This window comes from Brevundimonas phoenicis (assembly GCF_047237745.1).
Classification (GTDB): domain Bacteria; phylum Pseudomonadota; class Alphaproteobacteria; order Caulobacterales; family Caulobacteraceae; genus Brevundimonas.
The window spans coordinates 1200289-1212238 of sequence record NZ_JBDFLN010000001.1 but is presented as its reverse complement, the minus strand read 5'-3'; the positions used below and the strand labels follow the sequence as shown (position 1 = coordinate 1212238).

Sequence of the window (11950 nt, the reverse complement as noted above, 5' to 3'; positions counted from 1 at the left end):
GCCCTCGCCCTCAGCAGCGGCCGTAGGGGATGTAGCCGACCTCGATCTCGTCGATGCGGACGGCCTTCAGCTCGCTCACCGCCATCTGGTCGAAGTCCGCGCTGCAGTTGAAGGTCGTGTCGATCACATAGTCCTCGCCCTTGGCCGCCTTGATGGCGTCGCGGATGCGGAAGGAGGCGTCGATCGTGGCGTCGCTGACCATCACGGCCGAGGCGCGAATGCCCGGCGAGACGCGCGGACCGGCGCTTTCCAGATAGAGCCAGGGATCGGCCGCATTGCCGCACAGCATCAGGCAGTCGGCCTTGAAGTCGGCGTTGCCGCGCGCGGCGGCGAACTCGCCCATGGTCAGGTCGATCTTCTGCGGCAGATCATAGTCCTTCAGCGCCGCCAGCGCCTGGGTCGAGCAGGCCGGCGTCATCGGCACGGCGTAGCCGACGACCTCGTCGCCCTCGGCGCGGACGCGGACCGTGCAGCCGCCGATCTCATAAGTGCGCTCCTTGTCCTGAACCGTGCGGGCCGGACCCAGCTTGGATTCCAGATAGGCCACCTGCACGCCCATCATCTGGTCGATGGTCGGCGCGCCGCCCGTTGCAGAGGCGGCTTCAGGCGCCGCCTGGGTCGCCTCGGCCGTAGCGTCAGCCTTGTCGGCCGTCTTTTCCGCCTGACCGCAAGCGGCCAGTCCAGCCAGGACGCCCAGCACGGCGACGGTTTTCAGTCCTTGGAATGCGGTCATGATCTCTCCACGGCTCAGGTTGAGCGTCGCAAGCCAACGCACCGCCGCGCGAAGGGTTCTCGCGCACGAACTCAAAGGGCCTTCACGATCCCTTCGACCATCTTCTTGGCGTCGGCGAACAGCATCATGGTGTTGTCGCGGAAGAAGAGTTCGTTCTCGACCCCCGCATAGCCGCTGCCCATCGACCGCTTGATGAACAGGACGGTGCCCGCCTTCTCCACGTCCAGCACCGGCATGCCGTAGATGGGCGATTGCGGATCGGTCTTGGCCGCCGGATTGGTCACGTCGTTGGCGCCGATGACGAAGGCCACGTCAGCCGAGGCGAACTCGCTGTTGATGTCCTCCAGCTCGAACACCTCGTCATAGGGCACGTTGGCCTCGGCCAGCAGGACGTTCATATGACCCGGCATCCGGCCCGCGACGGGGTGGATGGCGTATTTCACCTCGACGCCTTCTTCCTTCAGCGTGTCAGCCATTTCGCGAAGCGCGTGCTGGGCCTGGGCCACCGCCATGCCGTAGCCGGGCACGATGATGACCTTGGAGGCGTTCTTCATGATGAAGGCGGCGTCCTCGGCCGAGCCCTGCTTGACCGGCCGCGTCTCGACCGCGCCGCCGCCCGCCGCCGCGCCCGCCTCGGCGCCGAAACCGCCCAGGATGACGCTGATGAAGCTGCGGTTCATGCCCTTGCACATGATGTAGCTGAGGATCGCGCCCGACGCCCCGACCAGGGCCCCGGTGATGATCAGGGCGATGTTCTCCAGCGTGAACCCCAGCGCCGCCGCCGCCCACCCGGAATAGGAGTTCAGCATGGACACCACGACGGGCATGTCCGCCCCGCCGATGGGGATGATCAGGGTCGCGCCCAGGATCAGGGCGATGGCGAACACGCCCCAGAAGGCCCAGATCGCCGTCCCGCCCGTCCCGATCAGGATGCCGATCAGGAAGACGAGAGCCAGCGCCAGAGCGATGTTGATGAGGTGCCGCGCCGGCAGGATGATCGGCGCCCCGCTCATCCGCCCGTCCAGCTTGGCGAAGGCGATAACCGAGCCGGTGAAGGTGATGGCCCCGATGGCCACGCCCAGGCTCAGTTCGACGATGGACAGGGTCTTGATCCCGCCCGTCGCCGTGACGATGCCGAAGGCGTCGGGCGCATAGACCGCCCCCACCGCCACCAGACAGGCCGCCAGGCCGACCAGGGAGTGAAATGCCGCGACCAGTTGCGGCATGGCCGTCATCGGCACGCGGTTGGCGATGACCGCGCCCGCGCCGCCGCCGACCACGACCCCGCCCGCGATCAGGGCCAGGGTCAGGGGATCCAGCGCCCCGCTGGTCCCCAGCGTCAGCAGGGTGACGCCGACGGCCAGGGCCATGCCGACCATGCCCAGGGTGTTGCCTTTACGGCTGGTCTCAGGGCTGGACAGCCCTCGAAGCGAGAGGATGAACAGAACCCCCGCCGCCAGATAGGCCAGCGCCGCGATCGATGCGTTCATCCCCTCCCCCTTCCTTCAACCCTGAATCAGAAAACGTTGACGATGGCGGGCGCGCCGCCGTTGGTGCCCGCCGCCGTGGCCTGGCCGTTCTTGACCACCGCCAGACCGACCGTTCCCTGGCCGCCCGTCTTGATCACCTGGCAGCGGCCGTCCGCGCCCGGCAACCGCCCGGTCATCCGGCCCGAGCCCGTGTGCTTGATGCGATTCATGTGAACGCCGCGCACCGTCACGGGCGCGAAACCGCATTCCAGCGCCCAGCTGGCGCCCTGCGGCGCGACAACCGACCAGTGCAGGCCGCCGTAGGGATTCTTGCCCACTTCGCGGGTCGATTGCGCAGAGGCGGCCCCGGCCAGGGCGACAACAGCCGACACGGCCGCGACAGAAATCAAGACAGTCTTCATCACGCGATACTCTTGCTAGCGTTTGACGGGTTGGGTGCGCGACAACCGCCACAGGGCGGCCGCGATGAACAGAGGCCCGAGCAGGATCATCGCCCAGTCGAAGACCGTCATCTGACGATCCTGAATGATGATGCGCGTCAGGACAGCGGCGAAAACCAGCACGACCCCGCAGTCCTGGAACCGTAGGCGCCCGATGGGGTCTTTCACCCGCACCCAGCTCCAGATCCACAGGGCCACGCCCAGACCCGTGACGGCCCAGGAGGCATAGAAGGCCAGCAGGATGGGCGACAGGGTCACGAAGCCTTGGGCCTTTCCTTCTTCTTGTACATGGCCAGCATCCGGCGCGTGACCATGAAGCCCCCGAAGATGTTGACGCTGGCCAGGGTGACTGCGGCCACGCCCGCGCCCTTGGCGATCCAGGCGTTCGGCCCGCCCGCCTGCGCGCTCATCGCCGCCGCCGCGATCAGGCCGCCGACGATGATGACGCTGGAAATGGCGTTGGTCACGGCCATCAGCGGCGTATGCAGCGCCGGCGTCACGCTCCAGACGACATAGTAGCCGACGAAGATCGATAGGACGAAGATCGCCAGGCGAAAGACGGTGGGATCAACGTGTTCCATCAGCCTCTCACTCCTTCATGCACCACGGCGCCGCCGTGGGTGACGACGGCGGCCTGGAGGATTTCCTCCTCCAGGTCGACCGCCAGGGCGCCGTCCTTGATCATCAACCCCAGGAAGGCGACCAGGTTGCGCGCATAAAGAGCGCTGGCGTCCGCGGCGATACGGCCGGGCATGTTGCTCCAGCCGACGATCTTCACCCCATTGGCCGTGGTCACGACCTCATTCAGCTTGGAGCCTTCGACGTTGCCGCCCGCCTCGACCGCCAGGTCGATGATGACCGAGCCCGGCTTCATCGAGGCGACGTGCGCCGCCGTCACCAGCTTCGGCGCCGGGCGGCCGGGGATCAGGGCGGTGGTGATCACCACGTCCTGCTTGATGATGTGGGCGGCGGTCAGGTCGGCCTGCTTGGCCTGATACTCGGCCGACATGGCCTTGGCGTAGCCGCCCGCTGTCTCGGCCGCCTTGAACTCTTCATCCTCGACCGCGACGAATTTGGCGCCCAGGCTCTCGACCTGCTCCTTAGCGGCAGGGCGCACGTCGGTGGCTGTAACGACCGCGCCCAGACGCCGCGCCGTGGCGATGGCCTGAAGCCCCGCAACGCCCGCGCCCATGACGAAGGTCTTGGCGGCAGCCACCGTCCCGGCGGCCGTCATCATCATGGGGAAGCCCTTTCCATAGGCGTAGGCCGCCTCGATCACCGCCCGATATCCGGCCAGATTGGCCTGGGACGACAGCACGTCCATCACCTGGGCGCGCGTGATGCGCGGCACGAACTCCATGGCGAAGGCGGTGGCGTTGGCGCCCCTCAACGCCTCAAGCGTGGCCTTGTCGCGCCAGGCGTCCAGCAGGCTGACCACCACCGCGCCGGGCTTCAGGGCGCTGATCTCCGACGCCGTCGGGCCGCGCACCTTCAGCAGGATGTCAGCTCCCGCCAACGCCGCCGCCAGATCGGGCCGCACGCTGGCCCCCGCCACGACGTAATCGTCATCCGGAATGGACGAGCCCAGACCTGTTCCCGCCTCGACCGTCACGGTCGCGCCGAGATCGGCCAGCTTCCTGACCGTTTCCGGGGTTACGGCGCAGCGCGTCTCGCCTTCACGGCGTTCACGGGTCACGGCGATGGCGACGGCCAAGCGAATCCTCCCAATCCCCAGGGTCCGAAAGCGACGTTAGGCCGAAGCTGGAAGCGGCGTCAAAGCCCCACAAGCAAAAGGCCCGCCGGACGAACCGGCGGGCCTTCAGGACACCTCTGTTTCCAGAGAGCCGAAACTCAGTGCGACGACTTGGAACGCAGCATGAAGAAACCCGCGACCGACAGCACGACACCGCTAATGAAGGCGGGAATGAAACCGGCGCCGACGGCGAACCACACCGTCAGGAACAGAATCAGCACGGCCGTGGCCAACGACAACCACTTGGTCAGGCCCATGAACAGCGTCCAGGTGCCCGCTTGCTCCGTGATGTTCATTTCCCCGTGGACGTGGGGGGCGGTCGCTTCAGCGTGCTGGTCGGCCATGGGGCATCCAAAAAAGAGTCGAGATTTCGACGGCCCTTATAGCGAGGCCTGCGCACGGCTCAAGCCCGCGCCTCATCCCAGCGCCTCGAACCGATCGATCAGGCCTTCCAGCCGCTTGGTTCCGATGGTCCAGAAGGCCGGGTCGCGCGGGTTCAGGCCGAACGGCTTCAGCGCCTCGACATAGGTCCGCGCCCCGCCGCCCGACAGCAGGTCGCGATACAGGGGCGTAAAGGCCGCCGGATCCTTGGCCCGCGTCTCCATCAGCGCCGCGACCAGCAGATCGCCGAACGCATAGGCGTAAACATAGAAAGGCGCGTGGACGAAGTGGCTGACATAGGCCCACCAGTCCTCATAGCCGGTCAGGTCGACGGACGGGCCGAGGCTGGCGCCCAGCTCCTCCATCCAGATGTCGCGGATGCGCTCGACCGGCACCTCGCCCGCCGCCCGCTCGTCGTGGAAGCGCGTCTCGAAGCGGTGGAAGGCGATCTGGCGGACCACCGTGTTCAGCCCGTCCTCGATCCGACCGGCCAGCAGGGCGCGCTGTTCGTCCGGCGTCGCCTCGGCCAGCAGGCGGTCGAAGGTCAGCCCCTCGGCGAAGATCGACGCCGTCTCGGCCAGCGTCAGCGGCGTATCGGCCAGCAGCGATCCCTGCCCCGCCGCCAGCGTCTGGTGCACCCCGTGGCCCAGTTCATGCGCCAGGGTCAGCACGTCGCGCCGCTCGCCCATCCAGTTCAGGAAGACATAGGGGTGCCGATCCGCCGTCACCGGGTGCGCATAGGCGCCGGACTGCTTGCCCGCCCGCGCCCGCGCGTCGATCCACGGCCGGTCGAAGAACCAGCCCGCCCGCTCGGCGAAGTCCCCGCCCAGATCAGCAAAGCTGGACAGCACCACCTCGCGCCCGCCCGCCCAGTCATAGGCGCGCGACGCCGCCGCCTCGATCGGCGCATTGCGGTCCCAGTGGGCCAGCCGATCCTTGCCCATCGCCTTGGCCTTCAGCGCATAATAGCGATGCGCCAGACGCGGATAGGCTTCGGCCACCGCCTCGGCCATGGCGTCCACGCTCTCGCCGTCGACCTCATTGCCCAGATGGCGGCTGTCGGCGGGACGTTTGAAACCGCGCTTGCGATCCTCCAGCGCCTTTTCGGCGGCGACGGTGTTCAACACCATGGCCATGGTCCGGGCGATGCCGGAAAAGGCCGTCGACAGGCCCTCGCCCGCCGCCTGACGTTTGGCGCCGTCCGCGTCGCTGAGACGATTCAGCCCCTCGGCCAGGGTCAGCTCCTCATCCCCTACGCGCGCGCGCAGCACGGCCAGGGTTTCGTCGAACAGGCGCGGCCACTGCGCCTGAATCGGCCCGCGCTCGGCGATGAAGGTCTCCAGCTCGGCCGACAGTTCATGCGGCTTCATCGCCCGCACCCGGCGCAGCCACGGCGCCCAGCGCGCGGCGGGCGCATGGGCCGTCAGCGCCGCCTCAACCGCCGCCTCGTCCAGCGCATTGATCTCCAGCGTCAGCCAGACGGTCGGGGTGGCGATGACGGTCAGCTTCTCGCGCACATCGGCCTCAAACCCCTGCGCCGCCGCGTCCTCGCGGTTGGTCGAGGCGGCCAGGAAGGCGTAGGCGCCCAAGGCCCCCATCACATCCGCCGCCTGCTCATAAAGCCCGATCGCCTCGTCCAGCGCCCGGCCCAGTTCGGCGCCCGACAGCGCGGCCAGCCGCCCCTGCCAGGCGTTCATCCGCTCCACCAGCCCCCTGGCCCGCTCCAGATCGGCGGCGATACGCGCATCCTCGCGCGAGGCGTAGAGGTCGGACAGATCCCACAGCGGGGCGTCGGCGAATTCGGTTGGTTTGACGGGCGCGTTCATGCCCTTGGTTGTGGGGAGGCGAACGGCGCGATGCAAGCCGCCCTTCTTTCAGGGGGGGCAGCCTCGAGCCAGGACTATGAAAAGCGTCTTCCCTTCGCCCTAAAAATCGAGCACTGTTCAAATATGACCCGTTCCGCCCCCGACCCCACCGGCCGCGCCTCGCTGGAAGGCGCGCGCGGGCTCTCCGCCTTCCGCATCGGGATCGGCCTGATCCAGGGGCTGGTTCTCTATCTGCTGTATCGCTCGGCGTCGGACACCACGGCCCTGGTCTGGCCCGCGACCCAGCCTTCGCTGTTCGCCGCCCTGGTGCTGGCGACGACGTTCGCGCCGATCATGCTGCTGGCGGGCGTCGGGCGGATGGGATGGAAGACGCTGGCGCTGTGGGGCGCGGTGGCGGCGGCGGTTCTGGCGCTGCTGGGCTGGCACGACGCGGCCCAGCAGGCGAGCGACTACTTCCGCCCGCCCTATCTGCGCTTCCCGGTCGTGGCCTTCGCGGCGGCGGCTCTGTTCATCGCCCATCACCTGATCGTTCCGGCGGTCGAGGGGCGACGCTGGATCGCCGACTACGACGACTATTTCGACACCGCGTGGAAGGCGGGCGTGCAGCTGGTGCTGTCGCTGGGCTTTACCGGCGCCTTCTGGCTGCTGCTGTTCCTGGGCGCGGCCCTGTTCCGCGTCATCGGCCTCAACTTCCTGAGCGAGTTGCTGGGCAAGGAGTGGTTCTCCATCCCCGTCACCTGTCTGGTCTTCGCCGTGGCGGTGCAACTGACCGACGTGCGCGGCGGCCTGATCCGGGGCGTGCGGACAGTGGCGCTGATGCTGCTGTCGTGGCTGCTGCTGGTCATCACCGTCCTGGTGGCGGGCTTCCTGGCCGCCCTGCCCTTCACCGGACTGGACGGGCTGTGGAAGACGGGCAGCGCCACGGCCCTGGTGCTGTCGGCCGCCGCCGCCCTGATCGTGCTGATCAACACGGCCTACCAGGACGGACGCGAGGACAATCTGCCGCCCGCCGCCCTGCGCCTGGCGGTGCGGGTCGCCTCGGTGCTGCTGGCGCCGCTGATCCTGATCGCCGTCTGGGGCCTGAGCCTTCGCATCGGCCAGCACGGCCTGACGCCCGACCGGATCATCGCCGCGGCCTGCGCCCTGGTCGGCGTCCTCTACGCCGCCGGATACGGCTGGGCCGCCCTGTCGCCCCTGTGGCGCAAGACCGCCTGGATGAAGCCGCTGGAGCGCACCAACATCCTGGCCGCCGTCCTGACGGTGCTGGTCATCCTCGCCCTGTTCAGCCCCCTGGCCGATCCGGCCCGCCTGTCGGTCAACGACCAGATGGCCCGGCTCAAGCGCGGCGCCGTCAGCGCGGCCCAGTTCGACTACGCCTTCCTGCGCTTCGGCGCTGGTAAGACGGGACGCGCCGCCCTGGCCGAGTTGGCGAAATCCTCCGACGCCGAGGTCGCCCGCCGCGCCAAGGCGGCCCAGGCCTCGACCTCACGCTATGATCTGGTCGAGGTCGGCACGCCTCCGCGCCAGCCGGTCATCGCCCCGTGGCCGGCGGACAAGCCCCTGCCCGCCGCCTTCCTGGCTCCGACGACGACCGGCGACCCGCGCTTCGCCTGCGGCCGCGACGACAACTGCCTCGCCGCGCAGCGCGACCTGAACGGCGACGGCCGCGATGAGATCCTGCTGGCGACCGCCTACAACATCGCCCTGTTCGCACAGGACGCCGAGGGCCGCTGGATTCATCAGGGCGACTATCACGTTCCGCATTGCCCCGGCCCCGGCGGCCGCGACCTGCGTGAGGCGCTCAAGCATCCCGATCTCAAGGCCGTCGCTTCGCCCTGGCCGAACTTGAGCATGGGCGCCGTGACCGGGCGGCTGCAACCGGAAGCCGCCTGCCCAACACCCGTCGCCGTTAACCCCTGACTCAGGTCTCCGAAACCCGATCTTCATTCCCTCCGTTCTAGGGTTGTGTCGAAACGAGCCAGTCCCGAACCAATGAGGACGGCCGTTCGATGGTGATGTTGAAGGGTGTGCTCCAATGGCCAAGACCGTTCTGGTCGTCGACGATGATCCCACGCAGCGCCGCCTGATTCAGGCGGTGCTCGACCGTGAAGGCTATGCGGTCGTCCACGCCGAAAGCGGGGGCGAGGCCATCGACCGCCTGACCAAGGGCGGCGGCGCCGACGTGGTTCTGCTGGACCTCGTCATGCCGGGCCTGTCGGGCATGGAGGCTCTGGCCGAGATGCGCACGGCGGGCGTGGCCACGCCGGTCATCGTGCTGACGGCCAACGGCGGCATAGAGACGGTGGTCAAGGCCATGCAGGCCGGGGCCCAGGACTTCTTCGTCAAGCCGGTCGGCCCCGACCGCCTGCTGGTCGGCGTCCGCAACGCCCTGCAGATGACCCAGCTGACCGCCGAGATCGGTCGCCTGAAGAAGCGCGCTGCGGGCCGCTCCTCCTTCGACGACATGGTCGGCGACAGCGAACCCATGCGGATGGTCAAGGCCCTGGGCCAGCGCGCGGCCAAGTCCTCCATCCCCGTGCTGATCACCGGCGAAAGCGGCGTCGGCAAGGAAGTCATCGCCCGCGCCCTGCACGGCGCCTCGGACCGGGCGGGCAAGCCCTTCATCGCCGTGAACTGCGGCGCCCTGCCCGCCAATCTGGTCGAGTCGATCCTGTTCGGCCACGAGAAGGGCGCCTTCACCGGCGCCCATGAGAAACACGCCGGCAAATTCGTCGAGGCGAACGGCGGCACCCTGTTCCTGGACGAGATCGGCGAACTGCCGCTGGACATGCAGGTCAAGCTGCTGCGCGCCCTTCAAGAGGGCGAGGTCGATCCGGTCGGCGGCAAGCGCCCGGTCAAGGTCGACGTCCGCATCGTCTCCGCCACCAACCGCGACCCGGCCCAGCAGGTCAAGGAAGGCGCCTTCCGCGAAGACCTCTTCTATCGCCTGAACGTCTTCCCGATCGAGGCCCCGGCCCTGCGCGAACGGCGCGAGGACATCCCGGCCCTGGTCGAGCACTTCATCGCCCGCTTCAACCTTGAGGAAGGCAAGCGCGTCATCGGCTGCTCGCCCGAGACCCTGGCCCTGCTGCAGGGTCACGACTGGCCCGGCAACGTCCGCCAGCTGGAGAACGCCGTCTATCGCGCCCTGGTCCTGGCCGACTCGCCCCTGTTGCAGCCGCACGACTTCCCGGCCATCTCGGGCGTCGCCGTGCCGCTGGACGCCGTGGCCGCCGCGCCGGGCGGCGAAGACGCCCCCGCCTCGGCTTCCGCGTCCGCCTCGACCGATGACGACGGCCAGCACGACAGCCCCGTCCGCATCACCGATGACCGCGGCCACGTCCGCACCCTGGAACAGATCGAACGTGACCTGATCCAGCACGCGATCGAGGTCTATTCCGGCCATATGTCGGAAATCGCCCGCCGCCTGGGCATCGGCCGCTCCACCCTCTACCGCAAGGTTCGCGAACAGGGCCTGGAGGAACAGCTCAAGGAAGCCGGCTGAAGAAGGCCCGGACGCGGCCCGAAACAGGGCCCGTCGTTTCCGTTCGGGGTTTCAAAGGCGAACTTTACGGGCCACACCTTCCCTGCGTTCTGTTCACGAAAGGGAGCCGCCCCTCTTGTTTCGCCACCTCGCCGTCGCCTTGACCCTGGCGTCCGTCGCCGCCCTGACCGCCGCCTGCTCCAACGCTGAGGCCCCGACCCAGGCCGAAGCCGCCGCGTTCAAGGTCGCCCTGCCGCCCGAGTGCGAGAACCATCCCCTGCTGGCCGCCATGCCGACGGCCCAGACCATCGCCGGCAAGCCGCTGACCGAGATCGACTGCCAGGCCTTCTCGGTTTCCATGACCTATGGCGAGCCGGGGACCAGCACCGAAATCCTGCTGATCGATTCCAAGGCGCCGGTTCCCGAGGAAAGCGGTCCCCTGTCCGGCCTCATCGCCGGCGCTCAGGAGACCGCCTACAAGAGCGCCGTCGCCGCCGTCGAGATAACCAAGGGCGGACGCGAGCTGGCCCTGTCCTCCCCGACAGCCCTCGCCTCGATCGGCGGCGAGAACTATCTTTCCGTGGTCATGGACGGCCCGACCGGCGAAGTCGCCGTCATCGGCATCGAGTCCATGGCTTCAGGCGGCGACGTCGATTCTCTGATCAGCGTGCTGAAGGACCGCTACGGCCTGACCATCCACATCGAGCAGGACCACCTGTCCGGCGCCGCCGCCGCCCGCGCGGCCTATCAGCCCTATCTGTCGGCCATGCGCCTGAACGCCCTGCCCTAGATGCGAAAAAGGCGGCGGAGTTCGTCTCCGCCGCCCTTCGTCTTCATGCCCTGGCTCAGTTCCGGCTGACCGTCAGGCTGTAGCCGCCTTCCGATTCTCGGCGCGCGGTGGCGCGCGGCTGGAACGGGGTGATGACATAGGTCGTGTCCTTGGCGGCCTTCAGCTCGGCCGTTTCGCCCTCGACCTCGCCCCGGAACACGGCCGCGCCGCTCTGATCCGCTGCGTCGCTGATGTTGAAATACAGGTTGGCGTTCGACGGTTTGAAGGCGACCTTCAGCGTCTGACCCGACGCCACGGGCACGGCGTACACCGGCGCCGCATAGCCCTTCACCGTCCCCTCCTTCGTCACCGAACCGACCCGGTCGAATGTCAGCACCTCCAGCGTCGAGCCTTCCTCGCGGACGAAGGCGCGCGCCGCCGCTTCATCAACGGCGGGCAGCGCCTGGGCGGCGTCCGGCGCCGGGCTGACCGCCTGGGGCGCCGCCGCGGGACCGCCGCTGAGATCCGGCGTCGCTTCCGAAGCCGCCTCGGGCGCCGCGCCCGGCCGGTCCCCGCACGCGGCCAGCGCCAGGCTCAAACTCAGAAGGCCGCCGGTCAGGGCGGCGGAGACGAAGCGTTTCATCAGTCTTCCCTCTCAAAGGGTTTGGAAATCCGCAGGCGCAACGCTCGGCCAAGCTGGACGGTTGCAGGCCTCATTCGCCCTCATCGGGCGCGGCCTCTCCACGACGCCGTCCGAATCGACGCAGCTCGCCCTTGGCCTTGGCCGTGATCTCTTTCAGCTTGCGGCCCTGCATGGCCGACAGGGCCTGACCCGGCGCGCCCTTTTCCGGGTCGGCGAAGGCGCGGCCGTGGGTCTGGATTCGTTCACCCACCGAATCGAGGAACTCGCCCTCCCATTCGGACAGGGAAACGCCCGCCTTCTCTGCCGAGCGGCGGGCGCGTTTCAGAGCGTTGAGCGCAGACCGTTTCGCCGCTTCCTTCTGCTGCTCCCAGGGGCTCAGAGAAGGTTTGGTTTTAAGGGCGCCGCCCCCCTTCAGCCTGTTGGAGCGTGAA

At 68.4% G+C, this 11950-nt stretch carries 13 protein-coding genes; 3 read left to right on the top strand and 10 right to left on the bottom strand.

The features are described 5' to 3' along the window. Positions 1 to 10: 10 nt before the first annotated feature. The 8 genes from ABC419_RS06005 to ABC419_RS05970 form a co-directional block, all read right to left on the bottom strand. A complete protein-coding gene (locus tag ABC419_RS06005; RefSeq protein ID WP_412876015.1) occupies positions 11 to 733 on the bottom strand; it encodes a hypothetical protein in 723 nt (240 codons plus the stop codon). A gap of 71 nt (positions 734 to 804) precedes the next feature. After that, the gene (locus ABC419_RS06000; RefSeq protein WP_200167772.1) at positions 805 to 2223 is read right to left on the bottom strand and encodes an NAD(P)(+) transhydrogenase (Re/Si-specific) subunit beta; all 1419 of its coding nucleotides are present in this window, start codon (positions 2221 to 2223) and stop codon (positions 805 to 807) included. 26 nt (positions 2224 to 2249) lie between these two features. Next, positions 2250 to 2624, bottom strand: coding sequence for a hypothetical protein (locus tag ABC419_RS05995; protein WP_125900014.1), 375 nt, complete (start codon positions 2622 to 2624; stop codon positions 2250 to 2252). Positions 2625 to 2639: 15 nt separating this feature from the next. Next, the gene (locus ABC419_RS05990) at positions 2640 to 2921 is read right to left on the bottom strand and encodes a hypothetical protein (RefSeq protein WP_368924684.1); all 282 of its coding nucleotides are present in this window, start codon (positions 2919 to 2921) and stop codon (positions 2640 to 2642) included. Continuing rightward, the gene (locus tag ABC419_RS05985) at positions 2918 to 3244 is read right to left on the bottom strand and encodes an NAD(P) transhydrogenase subunit alpha part 2 (RefSeq protein WP_024353336.1); all 327 of its coding nucleotides are present in this window, start codon (positions 3242 to 3244) and stop codon (positions 2918 to 2920) included. Before ABC419_RS05985 ends, ABC419_RS05990 begins: the two co-directional genes overlap by 4 nt. Next, positions 3244 to 4377 carry a Re/Si-specific NAD(P)(+) transhydrogenase subunit alpha gene (locus tag ABC419_RS05980; protein ID WP_412876016.1) on the bottom strand — a complete coding sequence of 378 codons (1134 nt, stop codon included), beginning with the start codon at positions 4375 to 4377 and terminating at the stop codon, positions 3244 to 3246. The genes ABC419_RS05985 and ABC419_RS05980 overlap by 1 nt, the downstream gene beginning before the upstream one ends. A gap of 137 nt (positions 4378 to 4514) precedes the next feature. Then, a complete protein-coding gene (locus ABC419_RS05975; protein WP_165906523.1) occupies positions 4515 to 4760 on the bottom strand; it encodes an aa3-type cytochrome c oxidase subunit IV in 246 nt (81 codons plus the stop codon). Between the two features lie 72 nt (positions 4761 to 4832). Beyond that, a complete protein-coding gene (locus ABC419_RS05970; RefSeq protein ID WP_412876017.1) occupies positions 4833 to 6623 on the bottom strand; it encodes a M3 family oligoendopeptidase in 1791 nt (596 codons plus the stop codon). A 123-nt stretch (positions 6624 to 6746) separates the two neighbouring features. On the opposite strand from ABC419_RS05970, the gene ABC419_RS05965 reads away from it, so the two are divergent. The 3 genes from ABC419_RS05965 (at position 6747) to ABC419_RS05955 (ending at position 10897) form a co-directional block, all read left to right on the top strand. Further along, the gene (locus tag ABC419_RS05965; RefSeq protein WP_412876018.1) at positions 6747 to 8543 is read left to right on the top strand and encodes a DUF4153 domain-containing protein; all 1797 of its coding nucleotides are present in this window, start codon (positions 6747 to 6749) and stop codon (positions 8541 to 8543) included. 115 nt (positions 8544 to 8658) lie between these two features. Next, on the top strand, positions 8659 to 10128 hold the full coding sequence (locus ABC419_RS05960) for a sigma-54-dependent transcriptional regulator (RefSeq protein WP_412876019.1): 1470 nt from the start codon (positions 8659 to 8661) through the stop codon (positions 10126 to 10128). 115 nt (positions 10129 to 10243) lie between these two features. Continuing rightward, positions 10244 to 10897 (top strand): hypothetical protein, encoded by a 654-nt coding sequence (locus ABC419_RS05955; protein ID WP_412876020.1) that lies wholly within the window; start codon positions 10244 to 10246, stop codon positions 10895 to 10897. Between the two features lie 55 nt (positions 10898 to 10952). Here ABC419_RS05955 and ABC419_RS05950 read toward each other — a convergent pair whose 3' ends face one another. Together ABC419_RS05950 and ABC419_RS05945 are read right to left on the bottom strand one after the other, a co-directional pair. Next, complete coding sequence (locus ABC419_RS05950; RefSeq protein WP_412876021.1) at positions 10953 to 11519, bottom strand: hypothetical protein; 567 nt, start codon at positions 11517 to 11519, stop codon at positions 10953 to 10955. A 70-nt stretch (positions 11520 to 11589) separates the two neighbouring features. After that, on the bottom strand, positions 11590 to 11898 hold the full coding sequence (locus tag ABC419_RS05945; protein ID WP_200167788.1) for a hypothetical protein: 309 nt from the start codon (positions 11896 to 11898) through the stop codon (positions 11590 to 11592). Between the last annotated feature and the right edge of the window lie 52 nt (positions 11899 to 11950).

Excerpts from the sequence above, each read along its gene's own strand:
- ABC419_RS06005 (WP_412876015.1), bottom strand. The coding sequence starts at position 733 with ATGACCGCATTCCAAGGACTGAAAACCGTCGCCGTGCTGGGCGTCCTG.
- ABC419_RS06000 (WP_200167772.1), bottom strand. The coding sequence starts at position 2,223 with ATGAACGCATCGATCGCGGCGCTGGCCTATCTGGCGGCGGGGGTTCTG.
- ABC419_RS05995 (WP_125900014.1), bottom strand. The coding sequence starts at position 2,624 with ATGAAGACTGTCTTGATTTCTGTCGCGGCCGTGTCGGCTGTTGTCGCC.
- ABC419_RS05985 (WP_024353336.1), bottom strand. The coding sequence starts at position 3,244 with ATGGAACACGTTGATCCCACCGTCTTTCGCCTGGCGATCTTCGTCCTA.
- ABC419_RS05975 (WP_165906523.1), bottom strand. The coding sequence starts at position 4,760 with ATGGCCGACCAGCACGCTGAAGCGACCGCCCCCCACGTCCACGGGGAA.
- ABC419_RS05970 (WP_412876017.1), bottom strand. The coding sequence starts at position 6,623 with ATGAACGCGCCCGTCAAACCAACCGAATTCGCCGACGCCCCGCTGTGG.
- ABC419_RS05965 (WP_412876018.1), top strand. The coding sequence starts at position 6,747 with ATGACCCGTTCCGCCCCCGACCCCACCGGCCGCGCCTCGCTGGAAGGC.
- ABC419_RS05960 (WP_412876019.1), top strand. The coding sequence starts at position 8,659 with ATGGCCAAGACCGTTCTGGTCGTCGACGATGATCCCACGCAGCGCCGC.
- ABC419_RS05950 (WP_412876021.1), bottom strand. The coding sequence starts at position 11,519 with ATGAAACGCTTCGTCTCCGCCGCCCTGACCGGCGGCCTTCTGAGTTTG.